At 68.3% G+C, this 13069-nt stretch carries 11 protein-coding genes; 1 reads left to right on the top strand and 10 read right to left on the bottom strand.

Translation table 11 applies throughout. From position 1 onward, the window contains the following. Window positions 1-34 precede the first annotated feature (34 nt). From tolA to V5F78_RS21665, 9 genes are all read right to left on the bottom strand, one after another. Window positions 35-985, bottom strand: a complete 951-nt coding sequence (gene tolA / locus V5F78_RS21705; protein ID WP_394071914.1) for a cell envelope integrity protein TolA — start codon at window positions 983-985, stop codon at window positions 35-37. A gap of 11 nt (window positions 986-996) precedes the next feature. After that, entirely contained in the window at window positions 997-1446 is a 450-nt protein-coding gene (tolR, locus tag V5F78_RS21700; RefSeq protein WP_394071915.1) for a protein TolR, read from the bottom strand. Window positions 1447-1455: 9 nt separating this feature from the next. Further along, the gene (gene tolQ / locus V5F78_RS21695) at window positions 1456-2253 is read right to left on the bottom strand and encodes a protein TolQ (RefSeq protein WP_348845896.1); all 798 of its coding nucleotides are present in this window, start codon (window positions 2251-2253) and stop codon (window positions 1456-1458) included. Window positions 2254-2476: 223 nt separating this feature from the next. Then, window positions 2477-3004, bottom strand: coding sequence for a tol-pal system-associated acyl-CoA thioesterase (gene ybgC, locus V5F78_RS21690; RefSeq protein ID WP_394071916.1), 528 nt, complete (start codon window positions 3002-3004; stop codon window positions 2477-2479). 68 nt (window positions 3005-3072) lie between these two features. Then, the gene (gene ruvB, locus V5F78_RS21685; protein WP_394071917.1) at window positions 3073-4107 is read right to left on the bottom strand and encodes a Holliday junction branch migration DNA helicase RuvB; all 1035 of its coding nucleotides are present in this window, start codon (window positions 4105-4107) and stop codon (window positions 3073-3075) included. 58 nt (window positions 4108-4165) lie between these two features. Then, window positions 4166-4783 carry a Holliday junction branch migration protein RuvA gene (ruvA, locus tag V5F78_RS21680; RefSeq protein WP_394071918.1) on the bottom strand — a complete coding sequence of 206 codons (618 nt, stop codon included), beginning with the start codon at window positions 4781-4783 and terminating at the stop codon, window positions 4166-4168. A gap of 10 nt (window positions 4784-4793) precedes the next feature. Next, window positions 4794-5237, bottom strand: a complete 444-nt coding sequence (locus V5F78_RS21675; RefSeq protein WP_394071919.1) for an anthrone oxygenase family protein — start codon at window positions 5235-5237, stop codon at window positions 4794-4796. 48 nt (window positions 5238-5285) lie between these two features. Continuing rightward, window positions 5286-5795 (bottom strand): crossover junction endodeoxyribonuclease RuvC, encoded by a 510-nt coding sequence (ruvC, locus tag V5F78_RS21670; RefSeq protein ID WP_394071920.1) that lies wholly within the window; start codon window positions 5793-5795, stop codon window positions 5286-5288. Between the two features lie 151 nt (window positions 5796-5946). Further along, window positions 5947-8403 carry an SEL1-like repeat protein gene (locus tag V5F78_RS21665; protein ID WP_394071921.1) on the bottom strand — a complete coding sequence of 819 codons (2457 nt, stop codon included), beginning with the start codon at window positions 8401-8403 and terminating at the stop codon, window positions 5947-5949. A gap of 333 nt (window positions 8404-8736) precedes the next feature. On the opposite strand from V5F78_RS21665, the gene V5F78_RS21660 reads away from it, so the two are divergent. Then, complete coding sequence (locus V5F78_RS21660) at window positions 8737-9150, top strand: MerR family transcriptional regulator (protein WP_394071922.1); 414 nt, start codon at window positions 8737-8739, stop codon at window positions 9148-9150. Window positions 9151-9379: 229 nt separating this feature from the next. On the opposite strand, the gene V5F78_RS21655 is transcribed toward V5F78_RS21660, so the two are convergent. Then, window positions 9380-12901 (bottom strand): glycosyltransferase, encoded by a 3522-nt coding sequence (locus V5F78_RS21655; RefSeq protein WP_394071923.1) that lies wholly within the window; start codon window positions 12899-12901, stop codon window positions 9380-9382. Between the last annotated feature and the right edge of the window lie 168 nt (window positions 12902-13069).

The raw sequence follows: 13069 nt of genomic DNA, 5'->3' as shown, positions 1-13069 counted from the left end.
TTGTCTCGTTTCGGCAGATCGGGTGCGGAACGCCTCAGCCACGGAACATGTCGCGTGGCGTGAAGGTCATGTCGATGGTGCGCCACACCTCGTATTTCGAGGGCGGCAGGAAGGAATAGGGCGAGCAGCGGCGGATGGCGCGGATCGCGCTTTCCGCGAACGCGGGGCCGTAGGGCGAGGCGGAGCCTTCGAGCAGCACCGGGCTGCCGATGACCGACCCGTCCTGATTGAAGTTCACGCGGATCAGCACCTGCATGTCCTGCGCCTCGGCCGCGCCCACGGGCGGATTCCAGCATTCGCGCAGCCGGGCGCGCAGCGCATCCAGCTCGTTCTGCGTCAGGGTCGCGGCAACGCCGGCGGTCGCGCCGAGCGAGGCGGTGTGGGAAATGGCGTCGGCCGCCGCCGCGTTGCGCTGGGGCGTGCGCTTGTCCAGCAAGGCGGCGATCTTGTCGACGTCGAACTTCTGGTCGGTCGGCGTCTTGGCGTCGGCGACCTGCTTGGGCACTTCCTTCGGCGGATCGGGCTTTTTCGGCGGCATCGGCGGGGCCTTGGCCTCCTGCTTCTGCTCTTCCTTCTTCGGCTCCGCCTTCAGCGCCTCGTCGGCCTTCGGCTGCTCGGGCTTGGGCTCGGGCGGCTTCTCGGCCTTGGGCGGGGTCGGGGCGGGCTTCGGCTGCTCCACCTTCGGCGGAGGCGGCGGAGGCGGCACGGCGGCGCTGGGCTGGACCTCGGCCTTGTCGGTGACCTTCAGGTCGGGATTGTCGGCGGGCTTGGGCGTATCGACCTTCTCGGCCACCACTTTCGGCGGCTCGGCCTTCTTGCCCTTCTGGTTGCCCTTGGTGAGCTGCGACAGGTCGGATGCGGAGATCACGTCCACCGCGACCGTCTCGGGAGGCGTGTCGAAGGGTCTCGGGCCCGAGAAGGACACCAAGGCGAACACGAGGACGGCCCCGTGCGCAATGGATGATGCGGTTAAGCCGACGCGCATCCTGATCCTTCTCAGCCCCCTTGTTCGACCTCGGTCACCAGTGCGACCCGCTTGAATCCGGCACCCGAAAGGCGGCCCATGACGCGCATCACGGTGCCGTAGTCCACCTTCTTGTCGCCGCGCACGAAGATGCGCTCGTCAAACCCGTTCTTGGCGATGGCCTGGAGCTTGGTCACCAGGTCGTCGATCTTGATCTCGGTGTCCTGGATGAAGATCTGGCCCTTGTCGTTCACCGAAATGGTCAGCGGGTCCTTGTCCTGGTCCACCGACTTGGCCTGGGTCTGCGGCAGGTCCACTGGCACGCCCACGGTCATCAGCGGCGCCGCCACCATGAACACGATCAGCAGCACCAGCATGACGTCCACCATGGGCGTCACGTTGATTTCCGCCATGACGGAGACCCGGCGCCGGCGCGAGCGCCGTCCCTGCCATCCCCCCGCGCCGCCTGCCGACATGCCCATGGCGCGCTCTCAGCCCCGTTCGTCGATCTGGCGCGACAGGATCGCCGAGAACTCGTCGGCGAAGCCTTCGAGACGCTGCGCTTGCCGGCCCGCCTGGGAAATGAACTTGTTGTAGAAAATGGTCGCGGGAATGGCCGCAACGAGGCCCATCGCTGTCGCGAACAAGGCTTCCGCGATGCCCGGCGCCACAACCGCAAGGCTCGTGTTCTTCGAGGCGGCGATGGATTGGAACGAGGTCATGATGCCCCACACCGTGCCGAACAGGCCGATGAAGGGGCCGGCGGAGCCCACCGTCGCCAGCACCAGCAGCCGGTTTTCCAACCGCTCCATCTCGCGGGCGATGGTCACGTCCATCACCTTCTCGATGCGCTGATTGAGCCCGGCGAAGGAGCGCGCGCCGCCCTCATAGGTGCGCTTCCACTCCCGCATGGCCGCGACGAAGATCGCCGCCATGGCATGATTGGGGCGCCCGGCGAGCGAGCGATAGAGGTCCTCCAGGCTCTGGCCGGACCAGAACGCCTGCTCGAACGTGTCCATGGCGCGGCGGTTGCGGCCGAACGCCAATGTCTTGTCGATGATGATCGCCCACACCCACACCGACGCCGCGACCAGGCCGAGCATGACCAGCTTGACCACGATATGCGCCTGCATGAACAGGCTGATCAGTGAGATGTTCACGCTCGGCGCATCGAGCGCGCCGCTCGCCACGGGGGCCGCCAGGGGCGGGGCATTGCCCGTTCCCTGGGCCAGAGCGGTGGCACAGGACAGGGCCAGCAGCGCCGCCGTCGCAAGGAGGAGCCGCTTCATCGGCCGCACCGCGCGTTCTCGCCAGACATCATCTCATATCCTCGGCTTCGCACCGCGTTGCAGCGCGAGTTGCAACGCATGCGCCTGCAGCTTCCGTTTTGAAGAGTGCGGGTTCTTTGACCGGCGGACTCTGTCCAAACTTTGACCGCGCTGGATTTTCGCCGCGTCGCAGCAGTTCGCGCGACGCTGCGACAGAGAACACACGATCATGCTTAAGGAAGCGTTAGCGCGGCGCTGCGCCGTCCTGCGCCGCGCGCTCCGCATCGGCGAGCGTCGCCAGGCGCAGGGCATCGGGAATACGGCGCGCGCGCCCTTGGGAAACAAAGGCCACGCGCACATTGGCGGAGACCAGGAGTTCGCCGTTCCGCCGCACGCTCTGGCCGAGCATGATGGAGGCGCCGGCGACCTCCTTGGACAGGGTCACCACCTCCAGCACATCGTCGATGCGGGCAGGTTTGAGAAAATCGAGCTGCATGGAACGCACGACGAAGTGAAAACCGGGCGCTTCGGCCGCAGCCTCGGCGAACAAGGCGCCCTGCGCGACCCCCAGGAGGCGGATGTAGTCGGAGCGGCCGCGCTCCATGAACTTCAGATAATTGGCGTGGTAGACGATGCCGGAGAAATCGGTGTCCTCGTAATAGACCCGCAGGGCCAGCGCATGGCCGCCGGGAATGAGGCGCCCCGAGAGATGGGGGTGCGTCTCCAGTTCGCCCGGTGCCGTCGCGCGTTCGCCGCTGATGTCGTTCTTCATGCCGCCTCTCTCGCCGTTGCGCCCGTCAGCCCTTGCGCCCCACGGCCTGCGCGGGACGGCGACAAGACCTACTCTTCCTCGTCGAACAGAGGCAAGGCGGAGGATGGTCGCTGCGGCTCCGGCAGGCCGAGATGGCGATAGGCTCCGGAGGTGAGCATGCGGCCGCGCGGGGTGCGCTGGATGAAGCCCTTCTGCACCAGGAACGGCTCGACGATCTCCTCGATGGCATCGCGCGGCTCCGAGAGCGCCGCCGCCAGTGTATCCACCCCCACCGGCCCGCCGGCGTAGAACTCGGCGATCACGTTGAGATAGCGACGGTCCATGGCATCGAGGCCCGCGCTGTCCACCTCCAGCGCGGAGAGGGCGCGATCGGCGATGGCGCGGTCGATGGTCTCCACCTCCGCCACCAAGGCAAAATCGCGCACCCGCCGCAGCAGGCGGCCGGCGATGCGGGGCGTGCCGCGCGCCCGCATGGCGATCTCCCGCGCCCCGTCCGCCGCAATCCCGATGCCGAACACCCGCGCGCCGCGCGTAACGATGAATTCCAGTTCCTCGACCGTATAGAAGCCGAGCCGCACGGGAATGCCGAACCGGTCGCGCAGCGGCGTGGTCAGCAGGCCGGAGCGGGTGGTTGCGCCCACCAGGGTGAATTTTGGCAGCGAGATCTTCACCGAGCGCGCCGCCGGCCCCTCGCCGATGACGAGGTCCAGCTCATAATCCTCCATGGCGGGATAGAGGATTTCCTCCACCGCCGGGGACAGGCGGTGAATCTCGTCGATGAACAGGACGTCGCGCTCCTCCAGATTGGTGAGGATGGCCGCGAGATCCCCCGCCTTGGCGATCACCGGGCCGGAGGTGGAGCGGAAGCCGACGCCCATTTCCCGCGCCATGATCTGCGCGAGCGTGGTCTTGCCCAGGCCCGGCGGGCCGACGAACAGAACGTGGTCCAGCGCCTCCTGCCGGACGCGCGCGGCCTTGATGAAGATTTCCAGGTTCGCCCGCGCCTGCGCCTGGCCGACGAAATCGGCGAGCCGCTGCGGCCGCAGCGTCGTATCGGCGGTATCGTCGTCGCGCTTTTCCGGCGTGAGAAGGCGTGGGTTCATGGGGCCTTGTGCCATCGCGAAGAGGCGAAATCTAGCAGGTCACGGCGGCCGGCGGGGATCATTTCGCCAGCTCGCGCAATCCCAGCCGGATCAAGGTCTCCGTCGTCGCCCCCTCCCCCGCCCCGCGCGCGGCGGCGGCGATGGCGGCGGAGGCCTGGGGCGGCCCGTAGCCGAGGTTGGTCAAAGCCGAGATCGCATCCGCCACCGGCGCCGGCACACGGTCCGCCGCCATCTCGCCGGCAAGCTGGGCGAGCGCGGGATCGACGCCGGAGAGCGCGGGTGTCTTGTCCTTCAGCTCGGTCACGATGCGCGTCGCCACCCGCGGGCCGACGCCGGGTGCGCGCGCCACGGTGGCCTTGTCGCCCAGCGCGATCGCCTGCGCCAGCTCGGCGGGGCGCAAGGTGGAGAGTACCGCCAGCGCGGTCTTGGTGCCGATGCCCTGCACGCCCTGCAGCAGGCGGAACCATTCGCGCTCCGCCTCGCTGACGAAGCCGAACAGGCGGATCTGGTCCTCCCGCACGAAGGTCTCGATGAACAGCACCGCCGCCTCCCCCGCCTGCGGCAGGCCCTGGAGCGTGCGCGTCGAGGCATGGACGAGATAGCCGACGCCATGCACATCGAGGATCACATGGTCCTCGCCATAGCTGTCGATGACGCCCTTAAGCTTGCCGATCATGTTGAGGCCTTCACGCGCCGGTGCCGCTCAGCGACGCCCAGAGAAAAACGAAGGTAGCCACGACGCCGAGGCCGGTGCGGACCATGTGCAATTGCCCCCAGCAGGCGATCTGATGCGCGCTTTCCGCTCCGGCAAGAGCTTCCTCGGTGGCGAGGAGCCGGCGGTTGGTGGGCATGATGGCGATAAGCGTGAAGGGCCAGTTCGCCAGCATCAGCACGGCGCCCGCCATCCAGCGCCACTGGCCCGACATGGCGAAGGCGACCGCGCCAAGCCCGAAGCCGAGCAGGGCCAGGCTCGCCTGCATGGCGAAGCCGCGCGCATAGGCCGGTTTCCATTGGCGCAATTGCGCCGCCGGATCGAGCTGCGCCCGCGCCGGCTGCTCGGCGACATTGATATAAAAGGCGGCGCCGGCAAACAGCGCCGCATCCACCAAAGCCAGCTGCCCCCAGATCATGCCATCCCCCTGCATCGCCGCCCTGCGAGCCCCCCGGCTTGCACCACTCTACAGCGCCGCGCGCCGCAGCGCAGCGGCGCCGCGATGATGGGCATGGGTGATCGCGACCGCCAGGGCGTCGGCGGCGTCTTCGGTCTGGGGCGTCGCCTTGGGCAGCAGCACGCCGATCATCATGCGGATCTGCGCCTTTTCGGCCCGGCCGGCACCAACCACGGTCTTCTTCACCAGCAGTGCGGCATATTCGGCCACCTCCACGCCGGCCTGGGCGGGCGCGAGCATCACCACGCCGCGCGCCTGCCCGAGCTTGAGGGTGGAGGCGGGATTCATGTTCACGAAGGTCTCTTCCACCGCCGCTTCGTCGGGCGCATGGGTGGCCACGACGGCACATAATTCCCGGTAGAGCGTCGCCAGCCGAACGGCCATCGCCGCCCCCTCGGGCGGCAGGATGGTGCCGCAGGCAATAAACGAGAGGCGGGAGCCTTCGGCCTCGATGACGCCCCAGCCGGTCCGGCGCAGGCCCGGATCGAGCCCGAGGATGCGAATCGCATGCTGTTTCATGCGCTCACCATGCGCGGGACGCGCCCGCGCCGCGAGAGGGATCGCGTCCAAGGCAGCGGGGCCGAGGGTCAGGCCCTGCTTCACGCAAGGGCGACAGCGCGGCGCCGACCTTCAAAGGCCGGCGCCCGGACGGATTCATGCCGGCCCAGCCCTAGCCGCTGGTTTTGGCGGAGACCGTGCGCGGCGCCGCCTCGTCGGGAGATGCCTGGTTCCATTCCGGCTTGCTGGCGGTGGTATTGGCCGCCTCGTCGACAACGCCGGGCGTGAAGGCGATCACGGCGGCCTGCGCGCGCCGCAGGGTTTCCGCATCGGCCCGGGCGACGATGTCGTCGCGCTTGCGGGCGCTTTCCGAATCGCCCTGGTTCGCGGCGAGGGCAAACCATTTCCAAGCCTCGCCGAGGTCCGGCGCGCCGCCGAGGCCGCGCGAATAGATCACGCCGAGATTGTGCTGGCTGTCGCGCAGGCCGAGATCCGCCGCCATGCGGAACCAGCGGATGGCCGCCGGCCAATCGGATTTTCCGTCCACGCCCTCCGAGGCCAGCACGCCGAGATTGTGCATGGCCCGCAGGTTTCCGCGCTCCGCGGCCCAGCTATAGAGGGCGCGTGCCTGCTCGACGTCGCGATTGGTATATTCGTAGAGGCTGCCAAGCTGGTAGGCGGCGGGAACCGAGCCTTTTGAGACCGCGTAGGACAGCCATTTCACCCCGTTCACCGGGTTCATGTCCGTGCCTTTGCCGTCCACATAGCGCATGCCCACCTCATAGGCGGCGGCCGGATTGCCAGCGAGAGCTGCGGTGCGCAATGCGGGCGCGCCCACCGGCGGCGGCAGATCGCCGAGTGCCGGCGCATTGACTGGCGGCGGCGCCTTGGCGACAGCGGGTGGAGCGGCCGAGGCAGTGCGCGGGCCGGTTTCCGTCGCGCGCGCTTCCAGGCCTTGCGCGATCTGCGAGAAGGAGCCGGAGACCGTCACCCCCATGGCGTGCGCGAAGCGTGCGATAGGGCCGGACAGCTGCGCGGCGCCGAGGATTACGATGCCGAGGGCGGCGGCGGCGATCGCCACGCGCCCGGCGGGGGGAATGCCCGGACGCTTGCGATTCGCGGCGGCGCGCTTGCGCGAGGTGCGGCGGGCGAGCCGAATGGCGCGATCCTCTCGGCGGGCGAACAGCGACGTCTTCTCGACCACCGGGCGGCGGGTCGAAGCAAGGCGCGGCTCGGCCTTGCCCGGTCCGCTTTCGGCGAAGGGCGCCGGATCCGCGTCCAGCCCCGCGTCGCCGGCAAAATGATGTGGCCTCAGATCGGCGAAATCCGCCTCGTCGAGAGCGCCGTCGAACACCGGGCGGGCGCCATCAAAGCGATGCGGTTCCATATCCGCGGCGCGGTCCGCAGCGGGGGCGCGGTCGAAATGGGGACGGTCGACATCGGCGCGGTACAGATCGGCGCCGTCGAGGCCTGGGTCCGCCGCACGATAGGGCGGGCGCACCATTTCCTGATCGGCCAGGTCGCGCAGGCCCAATTCCGCCTCGGCGGCGAAGAAGTCCCGGGTGCGACGTTCGAAATCCTGCTGGCGTGCCTCCAGGGCCGCGAGGCCGCGCTTCAGGCCGATCACGGCCGGGGCGTCGTCGCGGGCCGAAAGACGCATCGCCACGGCCTGCACCGCCTCGGCGGAAACATCGGCGGAGGCGCTGCGGAACCGCTCCAGCTCCAGCGTCAAGGCCTGCAGATGGGCTTCGATGCCATCGAGCCGCGCCTGCTGCTCGGCGCTGATCTGAACCCGTTCGGCAAGCACCGCCACATGGCGCTCCAGGGCCTCGGCGAGGGGTTGAAGGGTTTCCGCCTGCGGCTCGCCCTTTTCCTCTAGGCGCTCCAGCAGCAGCGCGACCTTCTCCGCCAGCGTGGCGGCGCCGCCGACGGCGCCCACCTGCTCCGACAGGTCGGTGAGGCGGGCGGTCAGGTCCGCGAGCTGCTCCTGAATCGCCGCGCCGGTCGAATCGGTAGCGGGTGCTTCGTCCAGCCGGGCGATCAGGTCGCGCGTGGACCGCTCCATCGCGGCGCCCGTGACGGCGATGCGCTGGACCACATCCTCGCCGACCCGCATGAGATCCGCGCGGGACGCGGCGCCGAGCCCAGCGAGCGCGCCGCCCTCTTCCAGGGCGTGCGCCACCAGGTCCTTCAGTTCCGCGATCTGCGCCTGAAGCCGCTCCAGGGCCTGCGGCTCCACCGCCCGGCTGTTGAGCAGGTCCACCTTGCGGCTCAATCCCTCCATGGCGGCAGAGAGCCCGTCCCGGCCCTCGCCATCGGAGAAAATGCCGAGGCACAGCTTGATATCATTGAGATCGGCCGCGAGTCGGGCCGGCTCGATGGCCTGCACCTCGCTCATCTGTCCGTGCAGATGGGTCAGGGCGCGGCCGATTTCCCGGACCGCCGCGCGGGGCGCGGTTTCTCGCAGATCCTCCCGCAGCCGTTCCACCTCGGTGCGCAGGCTCTCTATGGCCGAAGGGGCGAAGAGATCGTGCGCGCCTTCGATTCGCCGGCGCAGATCGCCGACGGGATCTGGCTCGGGCGCCGGATCGACACGGAACTTTCGGGCGGCTGATTCCATACGGTCCATGCCCGCCTCCTGCGGCTGGGATGGGGCGATGCGAAGCGCAACGCCGGGACAAGAAGTTCCGAATCTTTGACGTGGTTTGGTAAACGGTGAGTTAAAGCCCGATTTTGCAGGGATTTGGCGTCGGAAGTAACGGTTACTTTCCCTAAGGGAGCCTGCAACCTTCTCCCTGCGTGAGCCCGTGTTCCCTATGTTCGCACAAGGGTCGAGGGCGCCGGTCACATCGCGGTACGCCGGATGTCGGTTTGTCCTTCGGTCTCAAATCACCTTGCAGGCCTTGGTCGTAGACTGGCGCGATTGCCGTCCTCGATCGCGACCACCTTCAGGAGAGTGTGCATGGACGCAAACGGTTTCGAAATTCGCGAGAACATCGCGCATACCGATCGGGCCTTCGGGGCCGCCAATGTCTTCACCATCGGCGATCTGTCGCGCGAATTCGGTGTTACCTTGCGCGCGTTGCGCTTCTACGAGGACAAGGGCCTGCTGAGCCCGCGTCGCGAAGGACTTGCGCGGCTCTATTCCGCGACCGACCGTGACCGTCTCTCGGTGATCCTCAAGGGGAAGCGCCTCGGCTTCACGCTTGCCGAAATCCGTTCGCTCGTGGCGGCGCATGAGGGACAGAGCGTGCAGGATCTCGCCCTCACGCGCGACCGCTGCCTGACCCAGCTGACCCAGCTCGAGCGCCAGCGCGCCGAGATCGAGGCCGCCATCACCGAATTGCGCGAGACCGCAGACCGGCTTGCGGCCTGATCTTACCACCGACGCGTGATCCGCCCTTTCCGGCGGCGCGTGTGTGCTTCGGATCAAGGCGGGACAACGGGTCCCGCCTCGAACCCTGCAGGATCGCGCGGCATTCCGCGCCCCGATCTCCAACACCTTCCTGGCGGCAAGCGCCGTGCGATCGCGTATCGCCACGTGAAGCGTTTGTTGAAGCGTCGCTGGGATGATCTGCCCTTGAGCCAGGCGTGATCCAGGCGGGTCAGATATAGGCCGAGCGATAAAAATCCTCGTCGTCCGCTACCCCCTCGGCCAGATGCGGTGCCAGGGGCGCTGCTTGCGCGGCGTCGGCGGCATCCAGCAAGCGCTGGCGCAGCGCCACGAGCCGCTCCACCATCTGCCGCGGCGTTTCCGAAAGGGGATATTCGAACGCGCCGGCGCTCCCCGCGATCCGTTCGGGAAAAGCGCCGAGAGGCGGCACCAGAACGGCGCGACGCGCCGCGAACGCTTCGCTCAGCGTAAAGCTATAGGTTTCTGGCCAATGCTGCGGGAAGAAGATCAGGTGCGGATCGCACCGAGCGATCAGGCCGGGCAGGTCTTCCAGCTTGTATCGCCCGGTCTTCGTCAGATGCCCACCCAAGCTTGAGGCCCGTGCGTCGAGCTTCGCGGGAAATGCCCCGATCACCTGCCATTCCAGCGGCGCCTTTACGGCCCGGCTGTATTCGATGCAATCCAGCAGGAAGGCTCCGCCCTTGTGCTCGGCAAGAATGCCGAGGACGGCGACCCGCAGGGGAATATCCGCCGCGATCGGCGGCATCCGCACCGGCTGCCGCCGGCGATACAGGTCGAGCTCGTGCGGCACCACCCGCAGATGGGCCCGCGGGGCATAGCGGCGGATGCGATCCGCCACGTCGCGCGACGGGCAGATCACCCGGTCCGCGTTCTCGATCAGGCCGATGCCGTGCTCCCGCCACCGCACAATATCGCGCGAGAACGGCGGGGGCTCCTCGGCCAGGCAGGCGCGGCAGCCCTGCACGTCGGGTTCCCCGCAATAGGCGCCCGCCTGCGCCAGGTTGATGCGCGGGCAGATCAACGCATAATCGTGGATCGACAGGTCGTAGGGCAGGTTCATGAGCGCCAGGAAGGGCGCGAGCTGTTCCATGGCGGTCAGGGCGTGGTGCACATGGATGCGCCGCAGGCCGAACGCCCGCAGCAGCGGAGACACATCGCCGAGCGCGCCGACGCGCATGTCGACCCGCCGCCCGCCCTCCCCATCGGGAATGAACAAAGCCAGCCCGAGGTCGCTGCGGCCCTCGACCGGCGCGGCGATGACCAGCGTCAGGGAGATGGCGCGTTCCGCGGTGTGCGCCATCAGGTCAGCCACCTGCTTTTCCGTGCCCCCGCCCCAGGGGTGCAGGATGTGCAGAATCACCGGCACGCCCGACGCGCGAATGACGCTCGCCTCGGTGGCGAGGCGCATCGCGAAGGCCGGGTCCTCACGCACCCAGCAGGCCACCGCCGTTTCATAACCGGGATGACGCGCCCGCAAGAGCTCGGCCGCATCGCGCTTGCGGGCCTGCGCGCTGTCGCCGAAGCTCACGCTGCCCGCATGATAGACGAACACGTCGCCGGCGAGCACGTGGCGCCAGGCATCCGCGCTGGCGCGGCAGCAGAAGTCGGATTCCTCGCCATAACCCTTGCCGAACGCGTCCGCGTCGAACAGGCCGACATCGTCGAGGCAGGCGCGGCGGATGAACATGCAGAACCCGACCCCGGTCGGAATGTCCACGCAGCGGCCGGCATTGGCCGTGGCGCACGCCTTGTCCAGCTCTGCGAGCGTGCGGCCCGCCGGCAGGTCCTGCCCTTCGCCGATATCGGGATAGCTGCAGATGGTGGCATTGTTCGAGAACGGGGTGACGGTGGCGATGCCGGGATCGGCCGCGGCCTGCGCCGCCATGCGATCCACCCAGTCCCCACACACCTCGGTATCGCTGTTGAGCAGGATCACATCGCGCCGCCCCGCCGCGACCATGCCGCGATTGGCGCTGGCGACGAAGCCCTGGTTCTGCGCGTTCACCAGCAGCTGAACATCCGGCTCGGTTTGCGCGACCTGCTGAAGATAGGCCCGCAATTCCGGATCGGGCCCGCAATCGTCGACCAGGATCAGGGGACCGAAGCTGGTATTGCGCGTCCGCGAGGCGAGCACGCTCTCGATGCAGGCACGGGTTTCCTCCAGGCCGGAATGGACCGGCATCACCACGGCCACTTCGTCCAGGGCCAGCAGGTCGAGGCCGATGGGTCGGATCGGCGAAGACGCGAACCGTGCAAGGTCGAGGGTGTTGCGCCGCGCCGCCTTCAGGAAGGTCAGCTCCTCGGCATCCACGAGCGGAGTGCCGACCCGCCCTTCCGGCCGCCCCTGAGAAAGGAAGTGCGCCAAGGGGTCCATGTCCAGGGCGGCGACATCGGGATTGGCCGTGAGATACCAGCGGGGATCGAAATCCGGGCTCGGCCGGCGCCCTTCCTTGCTGCCGTGCAGCAGATAGTGCAGCAGCGGGTTTTCGCCCAGCTTCGTCACATCCGGATATTGCGTGACGTACCAGCGGGTCTGAAACACCGGATTGGGGTCCCGCCCCGCTGCGGCGCCATGGTCCAGATAATGGGTCAAGGGGTCGATGCCGGCTGCCGCCACGTCGGGATAGCGCCGCAGGTAATAGACCGGATCGAACAGGTTCGATTGCTCGAGACGTTTGCGGTTCTTGGCCAGCACATAGGTGGCCGTCCGCACGCCGAACAATTTGGCCACCCGGCTCAGGAGCTGGCGCTGGCCAGCATAAAGCGTCCGCGCCATCTGGCGCAGCTGCCAGGGGAAGGAGCGCTGCCGCTGAATCTGCCGGAGCAATTGGCGGTCGCCCTGGAGACGCTCAAGCTCCAGGGCCGTAGTCTGCGCGGTCTGCGCGCGCAGGAGCGCGCGCAGACGTGCGGCTTCCTTGCCGAGGACATCAAGGCGCGCGCGCGCGCCTTCGCGCACCGCGTCCATCTGCGCGGCCCCGGCGGCATCGCCCGCGTCCGCCATGTGCGACGCCCGGGGCATTCGCGCCAGCTTCAGGTCCCCGCCGAGGCGGGCGAAGGCACGCTGGATGTTCTGCCCCATGGTCTCGCCGCCCGGCGGATCGAACAGAGGACGCAAGGGCGCCGCGATCTGCGCTCCGGCGGCCAGGACGCCCAGGCCTTCGCCATGGGGAAAGACGAAACCGGCGGCACGCGCGCTCAGCACGCGCCACAGATCCGCGCCGCCCGGCGTGTCGAGCCCATGGACCAGGATCACCGCGCCTGGGGAGAGGCGTTCAAGCCAGGCGTCCAGCACCTCCCCCGAGAGCGCACCGGGGGGAACGGCGTCAAAACAGAGCAGGTCGATGCTGCCGCACGCGAACTCCTTGTAAGCGGTCGCAGCTGGTGCGAGCACGGCTTCGGAGGCCCGGATATCGTCGCGATTGAAGGCGGCGCCGAAGGCCGGCGACGGATCCCCCGAAGCGGCGACGTCCCAGCCCGAAACCGCGACGCAGCGGGTGGCCAGTTCGAGACGGGCCGCCATCTGGAGAAAACACAGGTGCGGATTGGGGGTGCGCGCGCCGAGCGAGACCGCGAGACGCGGCCGCAGGACGTCCACCAGCCAGAAGCCGAAGGAAAAATGTTCGACGAAGACCGCGGGCAAGGCGACCCGCGTGGGCTCGAAAAACGCTGGCGTCGTCAGGGTTATCCCCAAAGACAACGAAGAGCCGATCATACCCGTCTCCGATCCCGCCCACGCCCCCTCGCGCAGACGGTCAAGCTTATGCGTCGCTTTATGCATTTTCAGCCCGCATGCGAAGCGCGGCCGGCCGTGGCAAGCGCCGGCCGTCGCTCCCCGCAGCGCGACGCGAGGGGACAGCTTATGACGCCAAGACTATGCGGA

The sequence above is a fragment of the Roseixanthobacter glucoisosaccharinicivorans genome, assembly GCF_043195095.2.
GTDB lineage: Bacteria > Pseudomonadota > Alphaproteobacteria > Rhizobiales > Xanthobacteraceae > NCEH01.
This window is presented reverse-complemented; position numbering and strand designations above follow the sequence as displayed.

Excerpts from the sequence above, each read along its gene's own strand:
- tolA (WP_394071914.1), bottom strand. The coding sequence starts at position 985 with ATGCGCGTCGGCTTAACCGCATCATCCATTGCGCACGGGGCCGTCCTC.
- ybgC (WP_394071916.1), bottom strand. The coding sequence starts at position 3,004 with ATGAAGAACGACATCAGCGGCGAACGCGCGACGGCACCGGGCGAACTG.
- tolR (WP_394071915.1), bottom strand. The coding sequence starts at position 1,446 with ATGGGCATGTCGGCAGGCGGCGCGGGGGGATGGCAGGGACGGCGCTCG.
- ruvC (WP_394071920.1), bottom strand. The coding sequence starts at position 5,795 with ATGAAACAGCATGCGATTCGCATCCTCGGGCTCGATCCGGGCCTGCGC.
- V5F78_RS21660 (WP_394071922.1), top strand. The coding sequence starts at position 8,737 with ATGGACGCAAACGGTTTCGAAATTCGCGAGAACATCGCGCATACCGAT.
- V5F78_RS21655 (WP_394071923.1), bottom strand. The coding sequence starts at position 12,901 with ATGATCGGCTCTTCGTTGTCTTTGGGGATAACCCTGACGACGCCAGCG.
- ruvB (WP_394071917.1), bottom strand. The coding sequence starts at position 4,107 with ATGAACCCACGCCTTCTCACGCCGGAAAAGCGCGACGACGATACCGCC.
- tolQ (WP_348845896.1), bottom strand. The coding sequence starts at position 2,253 with ATGAAGCGGCTCCTCCTTGCGACGGCGGCGCTGCTGGCCCTGTCCTGT.
- V5F78_RS21665 (WP_394071921.1), bottom strand. The coding sequence starts at position 8,403 with ATGGACCGTATGGAATCAGCCGCCCGAAAGTTCCGTGTCGATCCGGCG.
- V5F78_RS21675 (WP_394071919.1), bottom strand. The coding sequence starts at position 5,237 with ATGATCTGGGGGCAGCTGGCTTTGGTGGATGCGGCGCTGTTTGCCGGC.
- ruvA (WP_394071918.1), bottom strand. The coding sequence starts at position 4,783 with ATGATCGGCAAGCTTAAGGGCGTCATCGACAGCTATGGCGAGGACCAT.